17 protein-coding genes are annotated in these 23,586 nt (G+C 69.4%); 8 read left to right on the top strand and 9 right to left on the bottom strand.

Going from position 1 to position 23,586, the window contains the following annotated elements:
* Positions 1-15: 15 nt before the first annotated feature.
* The 4 genes from ACAM26_RS13090 to ACAM26_RS13075 form a co-directional block, all read right to left on the bottom strand.
* Positions 16-1,320 (bottom strand): ribonucleotide-diphosphate reductase subunit beta, encoded by a 1,305-nt coding sequence (locus tag ACAM26_RS13090; protein WP_369613860.1) that lies wholly within the window; start codon positions 1,318-1,320, stop codon positions 16-18.
* Positions 1,321-1,413: 93 nt separating this feature from the next.
* The gene (locus ACAM26_RS13085; RefSeq protein ID WP_369613859.1) at positions 1,414-1,923 is read right to left on the bottom strand and encodes a hypothetical protein; all 510 of its coding nucleotides are present in this window, start codon (positions 1,921-1,923) and stop codon (positions 1,414-1,416) included.
* Between the two features lie 219 nt (positions 1,924-2,142).
* A complete protein-coding gene (locus tag ACAM26_RS13080; RefSeq protein ID WP_369613858.1) occupies positions 2,143-3,867 on the bottom strand; it encodes a potassium/proton antiporter in 1,725 nt (574 codons plus the stop codon).
* A 210-nt stretch (positions 3,868-4,077) separates the two neighbouring features.
* Positions 4,078-4,311, bottom strand: a complete 234-nt coding sequence (locus ACAM26_RS13075) for a YMGG-like glycine zipper-containing protein (RefSeq protein ID WP_005223423.1) — start codon at positions 4,309-4,311, stop codon at positions 4,078-4,080.
* A 378-nt stretch (positions 4,312-4,689) separates the two neighbouring features.
* Here ACAM26_RS13075 and ACAM26_RS13070 point away from each other — a divergent pair, with 378 nt between their 5' ends.
* Entirely contained in the window at positions 4,690-5,370 is a 681-nt protein-coding gene (locus ACAM26_RS13070; protein WP_123141787.1) for a DUF3334 family protein, read from the top strand.
* Positions 5,371-5,496: 126 nt separating this feature from the next.
* Here ACAM26_RS13070 and ACAM26_RS13065 read toward each other — a convergent pair whose 3' ends face one another.
* The 3 genes from ACAM26_RS13065 to ACAM26_RS13055 form a co-directional block, all read right to left on the bottom strand.
* Entirely contained in the window at positions 5,497-5,934 is a 438-nt protein-coding gene (locus tag ACAM26_RS13065) for a DUF2934 domain-containing protein (protein WP_165913522.1), read from the bottom strand.
* A gap of 260 nt (positions 5,935-6,194) precedes the next feature.
* Positions 6,195-8,687, bottom strand: coding sequence for an ABC transporter permease (locus ACAM26_RS13060; RefSeq protein ID WP_369613857.1), 2,493 nt, complete (start codon positions 8,685-8,687; stop codon positions 6,195-6,197).
* The gene (locus ACAM26_RS13055) at positions 8,684-9,394 is read right to left on the bottom strand and encodes an ABC transporter ATP-binding protein (protein WP_123140433.1); all 711 of its coding nucleotides are present in this window, start codon (positions 9,392-9,394) and stop codon (positions 8,684-8,686) included. Before ACAM26_RS13055 ends, ACAM26_RS13060 begins: the two co-directional genes overlap by 4 nt.
* Before the next feature lie 257 nt (positions 9,395-9,651).
* On the opposite strand from ACAM26_RS13055, the gene ACAM26_RS13050 reads away from it, so the two are divergent.
* From ACAM26_RS13050 to mgtE, 6 genes are all read left to right on the top strand, one after another.
* Entirely contained in the window at positions 9,652-10,836 is a 1,185-nt protein-coding gene (locus tag ACAM26_RS13050) for a glycoside hydrolase family 57 (protein ID WP_123140434.1), read from the top strand.
* A gap of 106 nt (positions 10,837-10,942) precedes the next feature.
* A complete protein-coding gene (locus ACAM26_RS13045) occupies positions 10,943-12,421 on the top strand; it encodes a glycosyl hydrolase family 57 (protein ID WP_123143320.1) in 1,479 nt (492 codons plus the stop codon).
* 128 nt (positions 12,422-12,549) lie between these two features.
* Complete coding sequence (fliL, locus tag ACAM26_RS13040; RefSeq protein WP_123140436.1) at positions 12,550-12,960, top strand: flagellar basal body-associated protein FliL; 411 nt, start codon at positions 12,550-12,552, stop codon at positions 12,958-12,960.
* Between the two features lie 26 nt (positions 12,961-12,986).
* Complete coding sequence (locus tag ACAM26_RS13035) at positions 12,987-14,600, top strand: AAA family ATPase (protein WP_369613856.1); 1,614 nt, start codon at positions 12,987-12,989, stop codon at positions 14,598-14,600.
* Positions 14,597-15,055: a hypothetical protein gene (locus ACAM26_RS13030; RefSeq protein ID WP_369613855.1), complete on the top strand. Its 459-nt coding sequence runs from the start codon at positions 14,597-14,599 to the stop codon at positions 15,053-15,055. Before ACAM26_RS13035 ends, ACAM26_RS13030 begins: the two co-directional genes overlap by 4 nt.
* Positions 15,056-15,168: 113 nt before the next feature.
* Positions 15,169-16,611, top strand: a complete 1,443-nt coding sequence (gene mgtE, locus ACAM26_RS13025; protein WP_369613854.1) for a magnesium transporter — start codon at positions 15,169-15,171, stop codon at positions 16,609-16,611.
* Between the two features lie 61 nt (positions 16,612-16,672).
* Here mgtE and nhaD read toward each other — a convergent pair whose 3' ends face one another.
* Positions 16,673-18,097, bottom strand: coding sequence for a sodium:proton antiporter NhaD (gene nhaD, locus ACAM26_RS13020; protein ID WP_123140440.1), 1,425 nt, complete (start codon positions 18,095-18,097; stop codon positions 16,673-16,675).
* A gap of 594 nt (positions 18,098-18,691) precedes the next feature.
* On the opposite strand from nhaD, the gene ACAM26_RS13015 reads away from it, so the two are divergent.
* Positions 18,692-20,260: a methyl-accepting chemotaxis protein gene (locus ACAM26_RS13015; protein ID WP_369613853.1), complete on the top strand. Its 1,569-nt coding sequence runs from the start codon at positions 18,692-18,694 to the stop codon at positions 20,258-20,260.
* A gap of 120 nt (positions 20,261-20,380) precedes the next feature.
* Here the strand turns inward: ACAM26_RS13015 and ACAM26_RS13010 are convergent, their stop codons facing one another.
* The gene (locus tag ACAM26_RS13010) at positions 20,381-23,224 is read right to left on the bottom strand and encodes a valine--tRNA ligase (protein ID WP_369613852.1); all 2,844 of its coding nucleotides are present in this window, start codon (positions 23,222-23,224) and stop codon (positions 20,381-20,383) included.
* Positions 23,225-23,586 lie beyond the last annotated feature (362 nt).

The following is a 23,586-nucleotide window of genomic DNA, read 5'->3' as shown; positions in this document are numbered from 1 at the left end:
GCGCCCGCGCCGCGCTCAGTCGTCCCAGCTCAGCGCGCCGCCGGTCTGGTACTCGGTGACCCGGGTCTCGAAGAAGTTCTTCTCCTTCTTCAGGTCGAGCACCTCGGACATCCACGGGAAGGGGTTGGTGACGCCGCGGTACTGCTCGGGCAGGCCGATCTGGGCGCAGCGACGGTTGGCGATGAAGCGCAGGTATTCCTCGAACATCGGCGCGTTGAGCCCGAGCACGCCGCGCGGCATGGTGTCGCGGGCGTACTGCGACTCCAGCTCGACGGCCTCGCGGATCATTGCGACCAGCTCGTCGCGGAACTCCGGGGTCCAGAGGTGCGGGTTCTCCAGCTTGATCTGGTTGATCACGTCGATGCCGAAGTTCATGTGCATCGACTCGTCGCGGAGGATGTACTGGAACTGCTCGGCGGTGCCGGTCATCTTGTTGCGCCGTCCCATGCTCAGCACCTGGACGAAGCCGACGTAGAAGAAGATGCCCTCGAAGATGACGTAGAAGGCGATCAGCTCGCGCAACAGCTGCTGGTCGTTGGTGGTGGTGCCGGTGACGAAGTGCGGGTCGGCGAGGTGGCGGGTGTAGGGCAGCGCCCACTCGGCCTTGCGCGCCACCGCCGGCAGCTCGCGGTACATGTTGAAGATCTCGCCCTCGTCGAGCCCCAGGCTCTCGACCACGTACTGGTAGGCGTGGGTGTGCAGCGCCTCCTCGAAGGCCTGGCGCAGCAGGTACTGGCGGCACTCGGGGTTGGTGATGTGGCGATAGACGGCGAGCACCAGGTTGTTGGCCACCAGCGAGTCGGCGGTGGAGAAGAAACCGAGATTGCGCTTGATGATGGTGCGCTCGTCCTCGGTCAGACCCTTGGGGTCCTTCCACAGGGCGATGTCGGCGTTCATGTTGATCTCCTGCGGCATCCAGTGGTTGGCGCAGGCGTCGAGGTACTTCTGCCAGGCCCAGTCGTACTTGAAGGGCACCAGCTGGTTGAGATCGGCGTGACAGTTGATGATGCGCTTGTCGTCGACGCGGATGCGCCCGGCGCCGAGGGCGATCGACTCGAGCCCGGTGGCGCCGGCACCGGCGGGCGCGGCGGCGGGGCGCTCGTCGATCGGCAGGGTCTGCTGGGCGGCGGCCTGGGCGAAGGGCTCGGGGCTGACCACCGGCGCGGCGCCGGCGCTCGACATCAGGGTGGCGTTGTCGAGCAGGCCGCTGCCGGGGCGCGCGCGCGTGACCTCTCGGCCCGAGGTGGCCGGCGGGGGCGGGGCATCCTCTCCGGGGCTGGCGGTGCGAGCGGCGGCGAGCGGGTCATCCCAGTTGAGCATGGCGAGGCGTTCCTGTGTCGGAGGGGTCGTGGCGGAGCCGTTCTGAACCCGTTGTCGAAGGCCGCGGAGCATCCGACACAGAGGGGCGTGCTGTCAAATCGGTATCACAACATGTAGGGATAGAGATTCTCTATCGGGCACTATATGTGGTGATTTCGACGCTTGCCGGGCGTGCTGTCCGGCCTGCGGGTTCGAGCGGGTCGGGAGCGGCGCTGTCGCCGTGGGCGGGGGCGTGACGGTGGCGCGGCGGGCGCCGGGCAGATAGGTCGCAACCAGGGCATAGAGCGCGTCGGCGGCGGCCTCGGCCTGCTCGATCGGCAATCGGTCGAAGCCGATCAGGGTCGGCTTGACGCGCAGGTGCGACTCGGCGTCGGCATAGCGCAGGAAGATCGCGCGCGCGGCCTGCTCCAACGCCTCGAAATGGGCGCGGATGGCCGCGTCGCAGCACTCGGGCAGGGTGACGAAGTCCCACAGCACGTCGGCCCGCTGCTCGGTGTGGCGGATCACCACATAGGGCGTCTGGGTCTGTCGACAGGCGTGGAACCAGTCGCTGTCGGCAAAGGGGGCGCTGGCCTCGACGCGGTCGAAGGGGGCATCGAACATGACGGATTCCTGATCGCTTCCTTGATGACGGGGTTGAGGGTCGCTCCGGGCGAGAGGCTGCGGCACGACCTGATCAACGGGCGCGTCCGGGGCGCCCGGGTCGGTTGGTATCTACCTGGGTTCTGTCAGTCGGATAAGCTAAGCCCCCGCCCGTCGATGATCAATCTCAAAGCGGTGTTGCGTGACCCAGGTCTCGGCGACTGTGGCCTGGATCTGCTCTCAGTCGTCGGAGCCGAGCTTGAGACCCACCTTGGTCACCCGGTCGCCCTCGACCTCGCGCACCACCAGCGCCATCCTGCCCAGCTCCAGTCGGTCGCCGACCACCGGGTGCTGGTTGAGGCTGCGTCGGATCAGCGCATCGAGGGTGAGTTCGCGGTCGGCGGGGTCGATGGCCATGCCGTAGACCGTCGAGACCGCGCCGAGCTGCGCCTCGCCGTCGAGCACGAAGTCGCCGAAGAAGGCGCGCTCGGTGAGCCGCTCGGGCACCGGCGGGGCGACGAACAGATGGTCGAGCCCGGGCAGGGCGCGGGCCTCGGCCATCAGATAGAGATAGTCGCCGCCCCTGAGGTCGCCGAGGTCGCCGGCGTCGATCAGCTGGCGCTCGCGCACCACCGCCACCGGGCGCACCCCGGCGGGCAGATGCGGGGCGCGACGCTCGAGCAGCACCGGGGCGTCGGCGGCGAGGCGGTAGCCGACCAGCTCCAGCTCCTGTTGACCGGGGATGTCGAGTTCGACGCGCTGCACCACGTGGCTGGTCGGCGGCACCTCCAGCCCCAGCGCGCGCGCCAGGCCGGCTACCGTCCAGCCCTGCACCAGCAGCGAGACCAGCACCACGAAGAAGACGATGTTGAAGTACATCGCCGCGTGCTCGATGCCGGCGAGCAGCGGGAACAGGGCGAGGATGATGGGCACCGCGCCGCGCAGTCCGACCCAGCCGATGAAGGCCTGCTCGCGCCAGGTGAAGCGGAACGGCAGCAGGCACAGCCACACCGCCAGCGGGCGGGCGAGGAGGATCAGCACCGCCGCGAACAGCAGCGCATCGCCGGCCACCGGCAGCAGGTGCGAGGGCGTGACCAACAGCCCGAGCATCAGGAACATGCCGATCTGCGAGAGCCGGGCGATACCGTCGTGGAAGCGCTTGATGTTCTGGGTCGACTCCAGCGGACGGTTGCCGATCACCAGCCCGGCGAGATAGATGGCGAGGAAGCCGCTGCCGCCGAGCACCGCGGTCAGGCCGAACAGGGTCAGACCGCCGGCCATCACCGCCAGCGGGTGCAGTCCGGCGGCCATCGCCAGACGGTTGATCAGTGCGGTGAGGGCGAAGCCGCCGGCCAGGCCGATCAGCGCGCCCAGCCCCATCTGGCGGGCGAACTCGGTGAGCATCACCAGCCCGAAGCCCTGGTCGCCACCGCCGATGATCAGCTCGATCAGCGCGATGGTGAGGAAGACCGCCATCGGGTCGTTGCTGCCCGACTCGATCTCCAGGGTGGCGCCGACGCGCTGCTTGAGTTCGAGCCCGCGCGCGCGCAGCAGCGAGAACACCGCCGCGGCGTCGGTCGAGCCGACGATGGCCCCCAGCAGCAGCCCCTCGAGCCAGTTCAGCCCCAGCCACCAGGCGGCGAACAGCCCGGTGATGGTGGCGGTGATCGCCACCCCCAGGGTGGCCAGCGACAGCGCCGGTCGCAGCCCGACGCGGAAGTGCTTGATCGGGGTCGCCAGCCCGCCGTCGAAGAGGATGATGGCCAGCGCCAGGCTGCCGAACAGGTGCGCCGTCTGCACGTCGTCGAAGGCGATGCCGCCCGGTCCCTGCTCGCCGAGGAGCATGCCGATGAGCAGGAACACCAGCAGCAGCGGCGCGCCGATGCGATTGGAGAGCACGCCGACGAGCATGCTGACCAGCAGCACCGCCGAGCCGACGAGGATGATCTGATTGGTGAGGTCCATAGACCCCTAAGGATATCGAAATCGTCGGCTCGATGTCCGGCCACGCCGGTCATCGGGCGCGAGGGGAGGTGAGACGTCGAGGCGATATCCGGCGCTCAGCCATCAGCCATCAGCCTCCAGTGGATCCGCCGTCGGCGCGATGCTGGTCGCTGACGGCTGACGGCTGACGGCTGACGGCTGACGGCTGACGGCTGACGGCTGACGGCTGGCTCAGCGGCGCCCCTGGGCCTTCTGGTCGCGATCGTAGAGAAAGCCACCGAGGGCACCGGCGCCGGCGCCGATCAGCGCGCCCTTGCCGGCGTCGCCGCTGAGCGAGCCGATCGCGGCCCCGGTGGCCGCGCCGAAGGCGGCGCCGCTGCCGGTGCGCGAGGTGGTGGTGGTGCCGCAGGCGCCGAGGGCGAGTGCGGCGATGAGCGCGGTGGGGATCAGTGCATAGGCGTGCATTTGGCGTGTACCTGTGCGGGTTGTCCGGGCCGGGGCGTCCCTGTCGTCATGCGATCGTCCTGGCTGCTAGCGTGGTGGCAAGGGCGTCCCAGCGCAAGCCCTGGCGCGCCCACCGGTGCGAATCGGACGGACGAGGTGTCGGGCGGTTCGTCCCCCGAGGCTTGGAGGCGTCGCGTCGCTCCACTATAGTTCCAGACGATGACGGACACAGCGCCGGGTGAATGCACCCGTCCTCCCGGGCCCGGTCGCACGCCGTGCGCGGCACGGTGCGCCGGTTTCCGAGCCAGCCGGTCCGCGCCCCTCGTGGCGTGGACCACGCCCCCCAGATCCCGATGCCGTTGACGCCCGGGGTCGCCCATCCAGCTTGAGACGATTCTGGTGGCAAAACCAAAGACTATTTCGACAGACGACATTCTGGTGATGTTGTGCAGTTCGGTGACGAAGGTACTCTCCACCGCCACGGGTAACCAGATCGGCTATTCGCCGATGGTGCAGAAGATCACCCGCACCTGTCTGCGCCCGGACATCGGCTGCTTCGTGCTGTTCGACGGTGGATTCTCGGGGTTGGTGATCATCAACTTCTCGTCGCAGGCGGCGATGGAGATCTATCGCTCCTACATGACCAACATGGGGATCTCGGAGTCGGAGCTGGCCACCGTGCACACCTCCGACGAGGTGGCCAACATGCTCGGCGAGCTGATGAACCAGATCGTCGGCGACTTCACCGGCAACGTCGGTCGTGATCTGCAGGTCTCGATCAACCAGAACCAGCCGAAGATGCTCACCATCAACAAGGAGGTGATGGTCAGCATCGACACCAATCTCGATCGTCCGCAGGCCCGTCGCGTCGCCTTCACCACCGCCCGGCGCAATGTCTTCTACATGGAGCTGGCGATGGACAAGACCGAGTTCCTCAAGCTCCACGACTTCGAGCGCGAGGAGGTCGATCCCGATCGCATCCTCGCCGAGCAGAAGCAGAGCGACGGTTCGGTCAAGAGCGGCGCGCCGCAGCAATCGGCGCTGGTCGATACCGACCTGCTCGAGGAGCTGGGGCTCTAGTCCGTCCGGCCACCGACGCCCCGGCACAGGGATGTGCCGCGGCCATGCGTCTTGACGACGCATCGATCCATCCTTCCCCCCGCTTGACGCCCGCGCCCGGCGCGTCCCTGCACCGCCCTGGCAGGCTCAGCCGCGCCCGGAGAGTTGTGCGTGGGCCAGCATGGCGTCGATCTCGCGCTCGGCCTCGACCCAGTCCTCGCGCTCGTGTCCGGGCGCGAAGCCGCGACGCTCGGCCTTGTAGTAGGCCGCCTCGCGGATCATCGCCAGACGGTGCTCGGGGTCGACGGTGAGAAAGCGCGTCGGCGGGGTGTAGCTCGCGGCGGGCGTCGCCGCTGGCGCGCTCGCCGCCGGCTTCGGTTGCGCGCGCGGTGCCGCCGCCGCGGTGGTCTTCTTGGTGGTGGTGCGCGCGCTGGTGCGAGGGCTCTTGGTCGTGCTCGCGGCGCTCGCGCGCTTCTTGCGCGGGGTTGCCGGCTTGGTCGCGGTCTTCTTGGCCGCGGCCTTGTCCGTGCTGGTGGCCCGCTTGGGGGCGGTCTTCTTGGTCACGATCTTCTTTTCTTCAGCCATGTCGCACACTCGCTTGTGGATTCCTGTCGGGCCAAACCCCTGGGGCCGTACCCTTTCGGTTTGCCTGCACGGACGACCGTCACGGGATCGCTGATCCGGCGCGACGGAAAGGGGTCCGGGGCGGGGTCGGCGCGACTGCCGCGATCTGGCCTGGCGGGTGGCGGCCGGCATCGCCTCGAGACCTCCATAGAATACACATAATCGACCTCGTGTCGGGCTGCGTCCAGGGCGATGGCGATAGGCGTACGCGGGGATCGAATTCAGTCCCCACGCAGCCCGCGCGCGGGTGGCTCGCGCCCCGCGCGCAGCGCCGGGGGCAGGGCGGCGGCGAGCGCCGCACACCAGGCCAGCAAGGGGCCGGAGAGGAGCGCCTGCGGCGGGATCTGCAGGGCCATGCTCCAGCCGAAGGCGCGCACGTTGATGATGCGAATCAGCAGCTCGCCCATCACCAGTCCGAGCGGGATGGCCAGCAGCCCCGCCACCAGTCCGAGGATCGAGCCCTGCGCCAGCAGCGTCAGGGCCAGGGTGCGGCCGCTCATCCCGGTGGCACGCAGCAGCGCGTGGGTGCGGCGGCGTTCGAGCTGCAGCGCGAGCAGGGCGCTGAGCACGCCGACGAAGGCGACGGCGAGTGCGAGCAGACGCAACACCTCGGTGATGGCGAAGGTGCGATCGAAGATCTCCAGGGTGAGCGTGCGGATCTCGCCGCTGGCGGTCAGCAGCAGGGTGCGATCGTGGGTCTCGGCGAGCGCCTGCACGCGCTCGCGCACCCGTTGCGGATCGCCGTCGGGGGCGAGCCTCAGGGCGAGCGAGCCGATGCCGATTCCCTCCCAGTGGGCGCGTGCCTCGCGGTAGGGGAGCATGAGCAGACCGCGATCCGAGCCGTAGTCGCGAAACACCGCGCCGACGCTGAAGCGGCGCCAGCCATCAGGCGTGGCCAGTTCGATGCGATCGCCGGGGGCGAGACGGTGATGATGGGCATAGGGCTCGGAGACGAGGATGCGTCCAGCCGCCCAGGGGTCGCCGTCGAGTCGCGCGCGCAGCAGCGGTCCGGTGGCGTCGGGGGCGGGGCGGTCGCGTACCAGCAGGGTGGCGTCGCCCTCGCGGGTGGTGACCGTCATGCGGCGTGCACGGATCACCGAGGCGACCCCGTCGGTCGCTACGAGCGCCTCGTCGAGACCGGGGGGCAGCGGGGCCTCGCGGCTGTCGGCGGTGACATAGAGTTCGCCCTCCAGGGTGTGGTCGAGCCAGTCGATCACGCCGTGACGGAAGCTCTCGATCATCACCCCGACCCCGACGCTGGTGGCTACGGCGAGGGTCAGCGCGGCCGCGGCGATGCCGGTGCGGGCGACCGAGCCGGCCACCGTGCGCGCCGCCAGCACCAGCGCCAGCGGCGCGCCGAGCCGGGCGCCGAGCCCGGCGAGCGCGGCGGCGGCCCCGCGCAGCAGCGCCGGGACGCAGAGCACCAACCCGAGCACCACCATGAGCAGCAGCGCGAACCCCTGCGCGAGCGATTCCCCCGGGAGCAGGGTCGCGAGCCAGCCGGTCAGCGCCAGCGCGGCGCCGAGCCGGGCGAGCGGCGCGGCCCAGCCCTGGGCGCGTCGTTCGAGCCCCTGGGCGCGCATCGCCTCGCGCGGCGCGACGCCGGCAGCCTCCAGTGCCGGCGCGAGCGCGGCGAGCAGCGCCACGCCGAGCGCCAGCCCGGCGCCGAGCACCAGGGTCGCGGGGTCGAGCGCGAGCGTGCTGACCTCGAGGCGGAAATAGAGATCGTCGATGGTGCGCGCGACCAGCTGCACCAGCCCCCGCCCGGCGAGGATGCCGAGGGCGATCCCGAGCAGTGCGCCGACCAGGGCGAGGGCCAGGGTCTCGGCGAGCACCAGTGCGGCGATCCGCGTACGGGTGGCGCCGAGCGCGCGCAGGGTGCCGAACAACGCGCGCCGGCGCACCACCGTGAAGGTCTGGGTGCTATAGACGATGAAGCCGCCGACCAGCAGCGCGATCAGGCTCATCGCCAGCAGGTTGATGCGAAAGGCGCGGGTCATCTCGTGGAGCGCCGCGCCGCGTTGGGCGCTCGCTTCCAGCCGCAGTCCCGGCGGTAGCGCGGCGGCGACCCCGGCGGCCGCCGCGGGCGGCAGCACCAGATCGATGCGATCGACCACGCCGTCGCGCCCGGCAAGCCACTGGGCGCTGCCGAGATCGGCGAGCGCGAGGCCGTCGAGTCCCTGCGCGATCACCCCGACCAGTCGCGCCTGCCGGGTGTGGCCGCCGTGACGTACGCTCAGCCGGTCGCCGGGGACCGCGCCGAGACGGCGGGCATCGGTCGCGCCGAGCAGCAGTGCGCCGGGCTCGGTGAGCAGGGCGGCGAGCCGCGCCGGGTCGGGCAGGGCCTCGGCGGCGAGCGCGTCGCCGCGCAGCGCGTCGGCCTGGAGCAGATCGATGCCGAGCAGGGTGAGGCCCTCGCCCTCGAGGCGCAGCGGTTGCTCGATCACCGGTGTGGCCGGGTAGGGGGCGAGGGCCCGCAGCAGTCGCGCGGCCTCGGCGTCGGCGATGCCCGTGCCGCTCGACTCGATGCGATGACTGGCGCGGCCGTCGAGCTGCTCGACCGAGAGCGCGATGGCGCGGCGCGCGCTGTCGTTGGCCAGCCCCACCGCGACCACCACCGCGACCCCGAGGGCGATGCCGAGCACCGCCAGCGCGCTCTGCCAGGGCTGGCGCGAGAGCTGGCGCAGGCTGATGCGGGCGAGCAGCGGGATCACCAGGACAGCGCCGTATCGTCGGTGCACAGCCGGCCGCGTTCGAGGGTCAGCACCCGATCGGCGATCGCCGCCACCGCGCGGCTGTGGGTGACCAGCACCAGGGCGCGCCCCTGCTCGCGAAACAGCGCCGCGAGCAGCTCCAGCACCCGCGCGCCGGTGTCGGCGTCGAGGTTGCCGGTGGGCTCGTCGGCGAGCACCAGCGCGGGCGCGTGGATCAGCGCCCGACCGATCGCCACGCGCTGCTGCTCGCCGCCGGAGAGCTGGTCGGGGAAGGCCTCGGCGCGACCGTCGAGCCCGAGGCGTTCGAGCATCGCGCTACAGCGCGGTTGCGCCTCACGGGCGCGCACGCCGTCGAGTGCCAGCGGCAGGGCGAGGTTCTCGGCCACGGTCAGCTCGTCGATCAGGTTGAACGACTGATAGATGAAGCCGACGCGGCGGCGGCGCAGCCGGGTCAGCGCCGGTTCGCCGAGGGTCGAGAGCCGCGTGCCGTCGATCTCCACCCAGCCGTGATCGGGCCGGTCGATGCCGGCGAGCAGGTTGAGCAGCGTCGACTTGCCCGAGCCGCTGCGCCCGAGCAGCGCCACGCACTCGCCGGCATGGGCGCTGAGGCCGACGCCCTCGAGCACCCGGCGCTCGCCGTGGCCGCCGGCCTCGCGGTAGTGTCGGTGCAGGTCGTGGGCGCGAAGCAGGGCATCGGTGTGGGGCATCGCCTCTCCAGCGGGTGGCTGACGGGGGTGTCTCCCGGCGAGATGGTGGGCGGGGAGGGCGGGCACAAGGGGCAACGCCCGGCGCTATCGATGGGGTTGGATGAAATGGGGCGCGAGTGACCGTCATCCGAGCGTAGTATGTCTGTCCCGGACCCTCTGTTATGCTCTAGGGACGGTCGTCCGGCATCTCCGGGGCGCACCGGACACCACGGCCGGATGCCGTCGGTCGCTCATCACCCGTCGCGGGGTCGCTCGTCATGACTGTGCACCATGCGCTCGTGCTCAACCTGCACCAGCCCACCGGCAACCTCGAGCAGTTGCTCGAGCACCAGCCCTGGGAGGCGCGCGAGATCCTCTTCGCGCTCGATCGCATCCCGCGCAGCCTGTGGGGACACGAGGCGCTGGCGCGGGTCCACCTGTCGCTCTCCGGCACCCTGCTCGAGACCCTCTCCGACCCCGAGTTCCAGCAGCGCGTCTACGGCGTCGTCGACTGCGGCTCGCTGCTCTGGCACCTGCAGAACCAGCGGCTGTTCGAGATCCTCGGCACCGGCTATTACCACCCGGTGCTGCCGCTGACCCCCGAGGCCGATCGCCTCGAGCACCTCGGGCGCTGGCTGGGTGTGGCGCGTCATCTGTTCTGGCGCCCGCGCTTCGACGGCTTCTGGCCGCCGGAGATGGGCTTCTCGATGGAGCTGATCCCGCAACTGCGCGCCGCCGGTTATCGCTACGTGCTGGTCGACAGCGAGCACGTCGAGCCGGTCACGCCGATGAGCTGGCAGGCGCTGCGCTACCGTCCGCACATCGCCCGTCATGGTGGCGCCGAGATCGTGGTGGTGGTGCGCGATCGCGAACTCTCCGACGCCCAGGAGTCGGGGATGGAGGTCGACTGGTTCCTGCGCGAGGTCGCCGAGCGCACCAGGTGGTGCGACTTCGAGCCGCTGGTGACCACCGCCACCGACGGCGAGAACGGCGGCTGGTTCCGCAACGTCACCCCCGGAGCGAACTTCTGGAGCGCCTTCTATCTGCCGCTGCTCGAGCGCGTCGGTGCCGGGACGGCGGCGCTGGTGCCGACCTTCATCGGCGACTATCTCGAACATCACGGCTTCCACGGCGAGGTGCGGGTACGCACCGGGGCCTGGAACACCGGCTGGCATCACGGCCGCGACTTCACTCAGTGGACCGGCTCGGCGCGCCAGCGCGCGGCGCTCGATGACTGCGCCCGGGTCAGCGCCGCGCTGCACCAGGCGCGCCGGGCCGCCGGCGAGCGCGACGACGGTGAGGCCCTGACAGTGTTGGGCGAGGCGCTGAACGCCTTGTTGCGCGCCGAGACCAGCTGCAACTTCTATTGGGGCGAGGACTGGGTGGGGCGCGCCGAGGCCGACCTGGCGCGGGCGGGCGCGCTGCTCGCCGGGGCGTCGCCCGAGCCCGTCGCCGACGACTGAGCGCCGGGCTGGCGCGGCGGTGGCACGATGCCCGCCGCGCGGGATCCACGGGCGCGGCCCGTCGCCGCGCCCGCTCGTGCATCACCAGCAGCAGAGGAGCACCGCCGTGGACCAGTTACCCGAATACATCGACGAATTGCCCAACATCAGCGGTCACGAGGCCGAGGTCGCGCGGGTGGCGACAGCGGCGCGCGCGCGACCGCTGTTTGCCGCGCCCGGCGGCATCGACTTCCCGCGGGTGCGCGCGGCCACCGCCATCGCGCTGCATCAGCACCAACCGCTGATCCCGGCCGGCGGGTCGGACCTGCGCAGCGCCGCCATCATCAGCAACCTGCAATACATGATGGAGCACCAGGACATCGGCGATAACCACAACGCCCCGGCGTTCGTCTGGTGCTACAAGCGCATGGGCGAGTTCATCCCCCAACTGATCGGCGAGGGCCACGCGCCGCGCTGCATGCTCGAGTACTCCGGCACCCTGTTGCACGGGTTGCGGCGGATGGGCGAGCACGGGGTGATCGAGGCGCTGCAGACGATCACCTGCAACCCCGACTACAGCCCCGCGGTGGAGTGGCTCGGCATGCCCTGGGGCCACGCGGTGGCGCCCTCCACCCCGGTGCAGGACTACCGGCTGCACGTGCGTGCCTTCCAGCACCACTTCGCCGCCCTCTTCGGCTGGGAGGCGTTGGAGCGGGTACGCGGCTTCTCGCCCTCGGAGATGGCGCTGCCCAATCATCCGGACGTCGCCTACGAGTTCGTCAAGACCCTGGTCGACTGCGGCTATCAGTGGGTGCTGGTGCAGGAGCACACCGTGATCGAGCCCGAGACCGGCGCTCACCCGCGCCGCCCCCACCTGCCGCACCGGCTGGTGTGCACCAACTCCAAGGGCGAGCAGGCGAGCATCATCGCCATCGTCAAGACCCAGGGGTCAGACACCAAGCTGGTGGCGCAGATGCAGCCCTGGTACGAGGCCCAGGGGCTCGCGCCGCTGACCCTCGACGGGCATGAGGTGCCGCCGCTGGTCACCCAGATCGCCGACGGCGAGAACGGCGGGGTGATGATGAACGAGTTCCCGCCCAAGTTCATCGAGGTGGTGCGCGCGGCCAGTGGCTCCGACACCCCGTTGATGAACGTCAGCGAGTATCTCGAACACCTGTTCGCGCTCGGCGTGCGCGAGTCGGCGCTGCCCGAGGTGCAGCCGTTGTTCCAGGACCGCATCTGGGCGCGGATGCAGCCCGGCGACGGCCCGCAGCGACTGGCCGAGGTGATCGACACGCTCCAGCGCGAGGACGACCGCTTCCACATGGACGGCGGCAGTTGGACCAGCGATCTGTCCTGGGTGGCCGGCTACGACAATGTGCTCGGGCCGATGGAGGAGGCCAGCGCGCTGTTCAACGAGCGCGTGCTGGTGCCCGGGATCGATAGCGACGACCCGCGCTACCGCAACGCGCTCTTCCATCTGCTGTGCTCGCAGACGAGCTGCTACCGCTACTGGGGGCAGGGCGAGTGGACCGATTACGGGCGCGAGATCTGCCGCCGCGCGATGGCGATCATCGAGCACGACCTGCCGCGCCCCGGCGGTTGAGTAGAGGCGCCCGGGCCTGGCCCTTTGCCCGGCCGCCCGCCTGGGGTAGAGTCATCGGTTGGACGCCGGACGCAAGGACGGCACCTTCCGGCCCCAGGCGGGGCATCATACGTACACAGTGAAATCCCATGAAGAACGCAGTGACTCAGCTCGCACTCGTGCTGACCCTGGTGCTCGGGCTGGCACAGCTCCAGCCGGTCGCGGCCCAGGACGAGCCCTTTACCGATAACTACATCGCCATCGATCCGGCCCTGATCGTCAACCTCGCCGGCGAGAGCCGTACCCGTTTCCTCAAGGTCGGCATCGATCTCTATGTCCGCACCGCCGAGGCGGCCGACGCGGTCAATACCCATATGCCGCTGATCCGCGACCGGCTGATCAGCTATTTCGCCGGTCGCACGGTCGATGAGGTGAGTGCGCTCGATCAGCGTGATGCGCTGCGTCTGGGCGCGCTCAAGGCGGTACAGGAGGGGCTGCTCGAACAGGCCGGAACCTTTGCCGTCGATGGTCTCTATTTCGGCAGCTTCATCATCCAGTAAGCCGGCAGCCGCCGCGAGCGACAGCCGTGTATCCCAGTTATTTCGGTCTCTCCGAACCCTGTTTCTCGATCGCGCCCGATCCGCGCTATCTGTTCCTCAGCGCGCAGCATCGCGAGGCGCTCGCGCACCTCGTCTATGGCGCCGGCGAGCAGGGCGGTTTCGTGCTGCTCACCGGCGAGGTCGGCACCGGCAAGACCACGGTCTGTCGCGCCTTCCTCGAACAGCTGCCCGAGCACGTCGAGGTGGCGCTGATCCTCAACCCGTGCCTCACCGCCCGCGAGTTGCTGGTGGCGGTGTGCGAGGAGTTCGGCATCGCGATCGCCGCCGACGAGCGTTCGCTCAAGCGTCTGGTCGATGCCCTCAACCAGTATCTGCTGGCGCTGCACGCCGAGGGGCGACGCGCGCTGCTGATCATCGACGAGGCGCAGAACCTGCGCCCGCGCGTGCTCGAACAGATCCGTCTGCTCACCAACCTCGAGACCAGCACCCACAAGCTGCTGCAGATCTTTCTCATCGGCCAGCCCGAGCTGCGCCGGATGCTGGCACGCGCGCAGCTGCGTCAGGTCGATCAGCGGATCACCGCGCGGGTCCACCTGCACCCTTTCGATCATCACGAGACCAGCGCCTATATCGGCCACCGACTGGCCGTCGCCGGTTGTGAGCGGATGCCCTTCACCGCCATGGCGCTGTGGCGCATCCACCGCTGGAGCCGCGGTCTGCCGCGGCTGATCAACATCCTCTGCGACCGCGCCCTGCTCGGCGCCTATGTCAGTCGTCACCCACGGGTCGATGCCGGGATCGTCGCCTGCGCCGCGCGCGAACTCGGCGGCGACCCGGTCGATCATCATGACCGCTCGCGCGGCGCCTCCCCGACACTGGTCGTCGGGGCGGTGTTGGCCGTGGCACTCGGGGCCGGCTGGTGGGGCATGGACTGGCTCGGCGCGAGGTCGTCGCACCCGCTTGCCGGGCCAGGCACGAGCAGCGAGGCCGAGGTCGTCGAGCCGTTGCCCCGGCGTCTCCCCGAAGCGTTGCGGGCGGCCGCCGCGACCGAACCCGAGGCGATGCTGCGGCTGCTGCGTCGCTGGGGTGTCGAGCTCGATACCCTGGGCGAGGGCGCGCCCTGCGCGCGCGTCGCCACGCTCGGGCTGCGCTGCGAGTCGGGTCGGGGGGCGCTCGCGGTGCTGCGGCGGCTCGACCGCCCGGCGCTGCTCGCGGTCGAGCCCGAGGAGGATGCGCCCGAGGCGCGTTATCTGGTGCTCGCCGGGCTGCGCCGAGACACGGCGTTGATCGATGGCCCCGAGGGGGCGGTCGAGATCCCCGCCAAGGCGCTCGAGCGGGGCTGGTCGGGGGACTTCGTGGTGCTCTGGCAGCCGCCCCCGGTCGGCGGGGCGGTGATCGGTCCCGGCGACGAGGCCGAGGCGATCCGCTGGCTGCGCCGACTGCTCGCCGAGGTGCCGGAGCTGGGCTTCAGCGATCTCGAGACCCCCGGCTTCGACCCGGTGCTGCGCAAGGCGCTGGAGCGCTTCCAACGCAGCCAGGGGCTGGAGGCCGACGGGCTGGCCGGCGCACGGACTCTGATCGCACTGCACAATCAGGTCGACCTGCCGGGGATCGCCCGGCTGCGGGAGGTCTCGCCATGAGTTTCATCCTCGAGGCATTGCGCCAGTCGGAGCAGGCGCGCGGGCACGATCGCTCGCCGCCGGCGCCGGCCCTCGCGCCGGCGCCGGTCCCCTCGCGCTGGGGATTGGTGGCGACGCTGCTCGCGACCCTGGCGCTGGCGGTGGCGCTCTACGGGGCGTGGCGGGTGTCGACGGTGCCGCTCGTGCCTGCAGCTGCGCCGGATGCGGTCGCGTCCGCGCCGCCGCGGGTCGCCGTCGAGTCGTCGCCAACCCCGCCGCCAGTCCCCCGGTCGTTGCCTGAGGCGCCCGGGGCTGTCGAGCCGCCCGAGTCGCCCGGGCCGCCACCGCCGAGCGCCGACCCGGCGCCGCCGGTTGCGGCCCTGCCCGCGGAGCTGCTGCGCGATATCGAGTCGTTCAAGCGTGAACTCGAGCGCACCCGGACCACGGCCCCCGCGACGCCCGTCCCGGGGCGCTGACCGTCACGCCGGATCGGTATAATCGCCTCGGTCCGCGGTCGCGCGGCGCGCGGCCTGTGCGAGGTCGTCCGCACGGCGATCCCCTCATCCCCGCTCAGCCCGGCCTCACGCGCATGTCACAGTCGAAATCCCGCGATCCCGACGTCCTCCACCGTCATCTGCGCGACGTGCAGGAGCTGCTCTCGCGCCAGCGTCTGGTCGACGAGCTGGTGCATCGTCAGCAGATGCCGCACCGCGACCTGGTCGAGTCGATCACCCACAAGCAGAATCTGGCGCGGTTGCAGCGCAAGCTCGACCGTCTGCACCCGGCCGATATCGCCTGGATCCTCGAGACCCTGCCGCTCGCCGACCGGCTGTTCGTGTGGGAGCTGGTGCGTGCCGACAAGGACGGCGACATCCTCCTTGAGGTCTCCGACGCGGTGCGCGCGAGCCTGCTCGAGACCATGGACCATTACGCGCTCAAGGCGATGGCACTGGGTCTCGACGCCGACGAGCTGGCCGATCTCGCCCCCGACCTGCCGCCCGAGGTGGTGCAGGCGGTGCTCGCCGCACTCGATCAGGACGAGCAGGCGCACGTGCGCGAGGCGATGTCCTACCCCGAGGGCACGGTCGGCGCGCTGATGGACTTCGACCTGATCAAGGTTCGCGAGCAGGTCACCCTGGGCGCGGTGCTGCGTTATCTGCGCCGCTTCGGCGCGCTCCCGGACCACACCGACAAGCTCTTCGTGGTCGATCGCGAGGAGCGCTTCCGTGGTCTGCTGACGCTCGAATCCCTGCTGGTCAACGCCCCCGAGCGCACCGTCTCCGAGGTGATGAAATCGCGCGCGGTGGTCACCTTCCGCCCCGACGACGACGCCGGCGCCGCGGCCCAGGCCTTCGAGCGCTACGACCTGGTCTCGGTGCCGGTTGTCTCGGAGCGCGATCGGGTGATCGGGCGACTGACGGTCGACGACATGGTCGACTACATCCGCGAGGAGTCCGAGGCCGAGATCCTCGGCAACGTCGGTCTGCGCGAGGAGGAGGATCTGTTCGCGCCGGTGATCCGCTCGGTGAAGAACCGCTGGGCCTGGCTGGCGGTCAACCTGATCACCGCCTTCGTCGCCTCGCGGGTGATCGATCTGTTCGAGGACTCGATCGGTCAGTTGGTGGCGCTCGCCGCGCTGATGCCGATCGTCGCCGGGATCGGCGGCAATGCCGGCAACCAGACCATCACCATGATCGTGCGCGCGATTGCCATGGGGCAGGTCGAATCGGCGGCGCTGGGACGCTTGTTGCGCAAGGAGCTGGGGGTGGCGCTGATCAACGGTCTGGTGTGGGGCGGGGTGGTCGGGGTGCTCGCCGGGGTGCTCTACGGCAGTCCCGGACTGGGCTTGGTGATGATCGCCGCGATGACCCTCAACCTGCTGCTGGCGGCCACCGCCGGGGTGTTGATCCCGCTGTTGCGCCAGCGCTTCGGCGGCGACCCGGCGCTCGGCAGTTCGGTGCTGATCACCGCGCTGACCGACTCCGGCGGGTTCTTCATCTTCCTCGGACTGGCGACCCTGTTGCTGCTCTGAGCGCCGGCCCCGGGCGGGGCCGGCGTGGTCGGTCCACGCCGGGCGGCGTGGACCGGCGCAATCAGCCGCCCACCGGCATCGAGAAGTAGCGGTGGTTGATGATGAAGTGAGCGAGGATGCTCACCACGTAGCCGAGCGCGATCACCGGGGTCCAGCGCAGGTGGCCGAAGAAGGTGTACATGCCCTTCGACTGCCCCATCAGCGCCACGCCCGCCGCCGAGCCGATCGACAGCAGGCTGCCGCCGACGCCGGCGGTGAGGGTGACCAGCAGCCACTGGCCCTGGGTCATGTCGGGGTTCATGGTCAGCACCGCGAACATCACCGGGATGTTGTCGACGATCGCCGAGAGCACGCCGACCAGGGTGTTGGCGATGGTCGGGCCGAGATCACCGTAGGCGACCTGCGAGACCAGCTCGAGATAGCCGATGAAGCCGAGACCGCCGACGCAGAGGATGACGCCGTAGAAGAACAGCAGGGTGTCCCACTCGGCGCGCGCCACGCCGGTGAAGATGTCGAAGGGGAGGGTGTCCTCGATCTCGCCGCGCTTGATGGTGGCCTGCTCGCCGGTCTTCTTGAGATAGAAGCCGAAGAACTTGAGATAGGCTAGACCGGTCATCATGCCGAGCACCGGCGGCAGGTGGTAGAAGTTGTGGAAGCTCACCGCGGTGGCGATGGTGGCGAGGAACAGCAGCACGATGCGCAGCGCGCCGCGCTTCATCCGCACCCGCTCGTCGCTCGGCGGCGGGGTCTCGTTGGGGATGGCGCGGTGCATGAAGGCGGCCGGCACGGCGAAGTTGAGCACCGAGGGGATGAACAGCGCGAAGAAGGTCTGGAAGTCGATCAGACCCTTCTGCCACACCATCAGCGTGGTGATGTCGCCAAACGGGCTGAAGGCGCCGCCGGCGTTGGCCGCGACCACGATGTTGATGCAGGCGAGGCCGACGAAGCGCGGGCTGTCGGCGCCGACGGCCATGACCACGGCGCACATCAGCAGCGCGGTGGTGAGGTTGTCGGCCACCGGCGAGATGAAGAAGGCGAGCAGACCGGTGGTCCAGAACAGGGTGCGGTAGCTGAAGCCCATACGGATCAGCCAGGAGCGCAGCGCGTCGAACACCTGCCGCTCCTCCATGGCGTTGATGTAGGTCATCGCCGCGAGCAGGAACAGGAACAGCTCGCCGAACTCCATGATGTTGTGACGCACCGCCTCGGCGGCGGCCTCGGGCGCGCCGTGGTGGGTGGTGTAGTAGTAGGCGATGATCAGCCAGATCGCGCCGGCGGCGAGCACCACCGGCTTGGACTTGCGCAGGTGGGTGAACTCCTCGGCCATGACCAGGGCGTAGGCGGCGACGAAGATCGCCAGCGCCGAGAAGCCGACCCAGCTGGTGGTCAGGTCGAAGTGCTCGACGGCCGACTCCGAGGCCATGGCCAAGGCCGGTGAGATGAACAAGAGGGCGGTGATCAGCCCCCTGAAGACGGGATGATGCATAGGGTTTCCTTGTGTGTGAGGGTTCGTGACGACCACGGCGCGGGCAGGCCGGCCGCTCGACCGGGACGCCGTGGAACACGGATTTTCGCAAACGAAAAACACTTTAGGATGCCGCTTGAAAAAGGTTTCTGGCAAGTCCCGTGCCTTTTCTCGTCCCCCCTTCGGGCCCCAGTCCCGCTGGCCGGAGCCGTGCGCTCGCGTGCCCCGGGTCCGTGGCGGCTGAGGGTGCCGGTCCACGAAGCGGTGTCCGGCAATCCTGGCCACTGATGCGTCGCTGCGCTCGTCATCCTGATCGCCGGTCCGATTCCTGAACGGGCCGACGAGCGGCATCTGGGTGCATCACTGCACTGGCGCGGTGCGAGAAGCGGTCACTGCATCGTCAGCACGCTACGTGTCTTGAAAAGCCCCTGATGGGGGCCATTGCTTGGAGACGATCGGCTCGGGATTCAGGGCTGGAGGTGAGCGTGGCCGATTCGTTCGGAGCGCTCGCCGGTGTCGCCCGCGGCACGTCGGTGTTCACGATGCCCGGTGGTGACTGCCCGGTATGACCTGAACCAACACGATGGACCAGGATGGGGGGCTCGGATGTTGGAGATGCACGTTCAAACGGGTCGGGTCGGCGGGGATCGCAAGCGCGACAGGACGGTCATCGACACGGAGGTCACCTTCGATCGGGAGCGACAGCTGGTGTCGACGACCGATCTGCGTGGAATCATCACCTATGCCAACGACGCCTTCGTCGAGGTCAGCGGCTACACCCTCGACGAGCTGGTCGGGCGACCGCACAACATCGTGCGCCACCCCGATATGCCCGCCGAGGCCTTTCGCGACATGTGGGAGAAGCTCAAGGCCGGCGAGAGCTGGCGCGGGCTGGTCAAGAACCGCTGCAAGGACGGGCGTTACTACTGGGTCGACGCCTATGTCACGCCGATCTTCGAGCGCGGCGAGCGCGTCGGCTACCAGTCGGTGCGCACCTGTCCGGCCGGACGTCAACTGATCGAGCGCGCCGAGCATCTCTACGCGCGGATGCGGCGCGGTCGGCGGGTGGACGTGTTGCGGCTGGTCCGGCTGGTCACGCCCTGGGTGGTGGGGACGTTCGCCCTCGCTGCCGCCGCCTGGCTGTTGTCGCCCTGGGTGATCGCCGGCGCCCTGATCGCCACCCTGACGCTGTTGGTCGGCGGGGCCGAGCTGGTCGGCTGCCTGCGTCTGTTGCGACAGATGCGCCAGGAGTACGACAGCATCAGTCGTCAGGTCTATGCCGGCGACTCGGTGGCCGACGTCGTGCGCTTTCGGGTCGGTCTGCTCGAGGCGCGGGTACGCACCATCCTCGGTCGGGTGACCGATCGCGCCGACAAGCTCAAGCTGCTCGCCCAGCGCACCGCCGACGCCTCCGCCGAGACCCTCGGCGATGTCGAGCTGCAACGCAACGAGCTCTCGCAGATCGCCACCGCGATGACCCAGATGAGTACCACCATCACCGACATCGCCAACATCACCAACGAGTCCGAGGGGCTGCTGGAGCGTACCAGCGCCAACTGCACCAGTGCCCGCGATCGCATCCACCACAGCGCCCAGCGCACCCTGCGGCTGGCCGATACCATGGAGGCGGTGACCGGGCAGTCGAACGATCTGCGTCAGGCCGCCGACAAGGTCGGCGGGGCGATGCAGGAGATCAACGGGCTGGCCGAGCAGACCAATCTGCTCGCGCTCAACGCCGCGATCGAGGCGGCGCGCGCCGGCGAGCACGGGCGCGGCTTCTCGGTGGTGGCCGACGAGGTGCGCAACCTCTCCACCCGCACCCAGCGCTTCACCGGCGAGATCCGTACCAATATCGAGCAGATGAATGCCTATATCGCCTCGTTGGTGCAGTCGCTCGGCGACAGCGTCGAGGGCGCCAGGGTGTGCTCGACCGACAGTCGCGAGTCGATCACCCTGGTCGAGGAGATCACCGAGCAGCTCGGTCAGGTGCTCGACTACATCCACCGCGTCGCCTCGGCGACCGAGGAGCAGGGCGCGGTGGCCGAGGAGATCAGCCGCAACAGTCATCGCGTCGACGATGCCGCGCGCAACACCCTGGAGAAGAGCCGCGAGCTGGCCGAGGTCGCCGACGAGGCGCTCAGACAGCTGCAGCGTCTCCACGACATGAGCCGCACCTTCGGTTGAGGACGACGCGCCCCGGTCGCGTTCAAGACGTTTGTCGGAGGGGAGGGGAAGCCGGGCGCGCCGGTGCGCGCCCGGCGTGGTCCGGCCGGGATTGCCCCGGCCGGTCGCCAGTGTTGTGGCTCAGAGTGCGGCGATGCGCTCGCGCTGGGCACGCAGCTCGGCGATCGCGCGGCTGTGGTCCTCGAGCTTGGCGCGCTCCTTGTCCACCACCGCCGCCGGTGCCTTGTCGACGAAGTTGGGGTTGGCGAGCTTGCCCTCGGTGCGCTTGACGTCGTTCTCCAGACGCTCGATCTCCTTGTCGAGTCGCTTCAGCTCGGCCTCCTTGTCGATCAGCCCCGCCATCGGGATCAGCACCTTCATCTCACCGACCAGGGCGATGGCCGACTCCGGCGCCTCGGCCGGGTCGTCGAGCACGGTGACCGACTCGGTGCGGGCGAGGAAGTCGAGATAGTGGCGCGCGCTCTCCAGCCGCGCCCGATCCTGCGCCGAGGCGTTGGTCACCAGCACCGGCAGCTGCTTGCCGGGGGCGATGTTCATCTCGCCCTTGATCCGTCGCACCCCGAGCACGAACTGCTTCACCCACTCGATCTCGGCGACCGCCTCGGGGTCGGCGGCGGCGGCGTCGACCTTGGGGTAGGGCGCGAGCATGATGGTCTCGCCCTCGACACCGGCGAGCGGGCGCACCTTCTGCCAGATCTCCTCGGTGATGAAGGGCATGATCGGGTGGGCCAGACGCAGCAGCGTCTCCAGCGTGTGGACCAGGGTGTGACGGGTGCCGCGCTTGGCCGCGTCGCTCGCCTCGGCACCGGTGAGCACCGGCTTGCACAGCTCCAGGTACCAGTCGCAGAAGGCGTTCCAGGTGAACTCGTAGATCGCCTGGGCGGCGTGGTCGAAGCGGTAGTGATCGATGGCGTCGGTCACCGTGGCGGTGGTCTCGGCCAGGCGCGCGCGGATCCAGCGATCGGCGGCACTGAGTTCGAGCGCGCCGCCGGCGGCGCCGCAGTCCTCGCCCTCGGTGTTCATCAGCACGTAGCGCGAGGCGTTCCACAGCTTGTTGCAGAAGTTGCGGTAGCCCTCGATGCGCCCGAGGTCGAACTTGATGTCGCGCCCGGTCGAGGCGAGCGCGGCGAAGGTGAAGCGCAGCGCGTCGGTGCCGTAGCCGGCGATGCCCTCGGGGAAGTCCTTGCGGGTGGCCTTGGTGATCTTCTCGGCCAGATGCGGCTGCATCATCCCCTTGGTGCGCTTCTCGACCAGGTCCTCCAGCTCGATGCCGTCGATCAGGTCGATGGGGTCGAGCACGTTACCCTTCGACTTCGACATCTTGTCGCCGTGGGCGTCGCGCACCAGGCCGTGGATGTAGACCTCGCGGAAGGGCACCTCGCCCATGAACTTGATGCCCATCATGATCATCCGGGCGACCCAGAAGAAGATGATGTCGAAGCCGGTGACCAGCACCGAGGTCGGGTAGAAGGTCTTGAGGCGCTCGGTGTCCTCGGGCCAGCCGAGGGTGCTGAAGGGCCACAGCGCGGAGCTGAACCAGGTGTCGAGCACGTCGTCGTCCTGACGCAGCTCGATCTCGGGGCCGAAGTCGTGACGTTCGCGCACCTCCGCCTCGGAGCGCCCGACATAGACGTTGCCCTCGCTGTCGTACCAGGCCGGGATGCGGTGTCCCCACCAGATCTGGCGGCTGATGCACCAGTCCTGGATGTTGCGCATCCACTCGAAATAGGTGTTCTTCCAGTTGTCGGGGACGAAGCGGATGTCGCCGTTCTCCACCGCCGCGATCGCCGGTTCCGCCAGCGGCTGCACGCGCACGTACCACTGATCGGTGAGATAGGGCTCGATCACCGCCCCGGAGCGGTCGCCGCGCGGCTGTTGCAGCTTGTGGTCGCGCACCGCCACCAGCAGACCCTGGGCCTCGAGATCGGCGACGATGCGCTTGCGCGCCTCGTAGCGGTCGAGTCCGACATAGGCCTCGGGGATCAGCTTGCCCTCGTCGGGCTCGTTGGCGCGGATCGCCGCATCCGGGGTGAAGATGTTGATCAGACCGCCGTGGGGCTGGTCGGCGATCGCCGACTCGTCGCGATGACGCAGCCACACCTGGTGGTCGTTGAAGTCGTGCGCCGGGGTGATCTTCACGCAGCCGGTGCCGAACTCGGGGTCGGCGTGCTCGTCGGCGACGATCGGGATGCGCCGTCCGGTCAGCGGCAGCTCGACGTACTCGCCGATCAGGTGGCTGTAGCGGTGATCCTCCGGGTTGACCGCCACCGCGCAGTCACCGAGCAGGGTCTCGGGGCGGGTGGTCGAGACCACCAGATAACGCACCTTGGCCATGCGCATCGGCCGCACCAGCGGATAGCGCATCTCCCACATGTGGCCCTGCTCCTCCTCGGAGAGCACCTCCAGGTCGGAGACGGCGGTGTGCAGCACCGGGTCCCAGTTGACCAGACGCTTGCCGCGGTAGATCAGCCCCTCCTCGTAGAGCCGCACGAAGACCTCGCGCACCGCCTCGGACAGCCCCTCGTCCATGGTGAAGCGCTCGTGCTCCCAGTCGAGCGAGGCGCCCATGCGACGCAGCTGACGGGTGATGTTGCCGCCGGACTCGCCCTTCCACTGCCACACCCGATCGGTGAAGGCCTTGCGACCGAGGTCGTGACGGGTCTTGCCCTCGGCGTCGAGCAGCCGCTCGACCACCATCTGGGTGGCGATACCGGCGTGGTCGCTGCCCGGCTGCCACAGCGTCTGCTTGCCCTGCATCCGCTGGTAGCGGATCAGCGCGTCCATGATGGTGTCCTGGAAGGCGTGCCCCATGTGCAGGCTGCCGGTGACGTTCGGCGGCGGGATCATGATGCAATAGGCACCCGACTCGCCCTGCTGTGTCCGCGGGACGAAGTAGCCTCGCTCCTCCCAGTGGCTGTACCAGGTCTTCTCCAGGTTCTGCGGGTCGTAATTCTTGTCCAGCATGTCGGTTCAGGGCTCGTTGATGGTGCGAATGCGAAACCTGTCAGTATACCCGATGCAAAGGGCCTGAAAATGACGGACGAGGACGGTCGCCAGCGACCAAGAGGCTTGAACCGCTATGACGCGAAGGCCGCAAAGGAGATGAGGCGTATGCAACCCGTAGGGTGGGCAAAGCGCAGCGTGCCCACCGGGTGCGAGCGATGACCTGCGAGATGGAGCGGGGAAGGCGACCAGCCGCCAGCCGCCAGGCTTGAACCGCAAAGCCGCGAAGCGCGCAAAGGGGATGATGCGTGATGCCGGCGCGAGGCCACGGACGGCGCGGGTCCGCACCACCGTCGGGTGATCGCGTCCACTGGCGGCTGTCG

It is taken from the genome of Marichromatium sp. PS1 (assembly GCF_041155115.1).
Taxonomy (GTDB): Bacteria; Pseudomonadota; Gammaproteobacteria; order Chromatiales; family Chromatiaceae; genus Marichromatium; species Marichromatium gracile.
The sequence above is the reverse complement of the archived record's forward strand: the minus strand, read 5'-3'. Positions and strand labels throughout refer to the sequence as shown.

Bases quoted from the DNA above. Each gene is read 5' to 3' on its own strand.
- ACAM26_RS13090 (WP_369613860.1), bottom strand. From the start codon at position 1,320: ATGCTCAACTGGGATGACCCGCTCGCCGCCGCTCGCACCGCCAGCCCC.
- ACAM26_RS13085 (WP_369613859.1), bottom strand. From the start codon at position 1,923: ATGTTCGATGCCCCCTTCGACCGCGTCGAGGCCAGCGCCCCCTTTGCC.
- ACAM26_RS13080 (WP_369613858.1), bottom strand. From the start codon at position 3,867: ATGGACCTCACCAATCAGATCATCCTCGTCGGCTCGGCGGTGCTGCTG.
- ACAM26_RS13075 (WP_005223423.1), bottom strand. From the start codon at position 4,311: ATGCACGCCTATGCACTGATCCCCACCGCGCTCATCGCCGCACTCGCC.
- ACAM26_RS13065 (WP_165913522.1), bottom strand. From the start codon at position 5,934: ATGGCTGAAGAAAAGAAGATCGTGACCAAGAAGACCGCCCCCAAGCGG.
- ACAM26_RS13055 (WP_123140433.1), bottom strand. From the start codon at position 9,394: ATGCCCCACACCGATGCCCTGCTTCGCGCCCACGACCTGCACCGACAC.
- ACAM26_RS13050 (WP_123140434.1), top strand. From the start codon at position 9,652: ATGACTGTGCACCATGCGCTCGTGCTCAACCTGCACCAGCCCACCGGC.
- fliL (WP_123140436.1), top strand. From the start codon at position 12,550: ATGAAGAACGCAGTGACTCAGCTCGCACTCGTGCTGACCCTGGTGCTC.
- ACAM26_RS13030 (WP_369613855.1), top strand. From the start codon at position 14,597: ATGAGTTTCATCCTCGAGGCATTGCGCCAGTCGGAGCAGGCGCGCGGG.
- mgtE (WP_369613854.1), top strand. From the start codon at position 15,169: ATGTCACAGTCGAAATCCCGCGATCCCGACGTCCTCCACCGTCATCTG.
- nhaD (WP_123140440.1), bottom strand. From the start codon at position 18,097: ATGCATCATCCCGTCTTCAGGGGGCTGATCACCGCCCTCTTGTTCATC.
- ACAM26_RS13015 (WP_369613853.1), top strand. From the start codon at position 18,692: ATGCACGTTCAAACGGGTCGGGTCGGCGGGGATCGCAAGCGCGACAGG.
- ACAM26_RS13010 (WP_369613852.1), bottom strand. From the start codon at position 23,224: ATGCTGGACAAGAATTACGACCCGCAGAACCTGGAGAAGACCTGGTAC.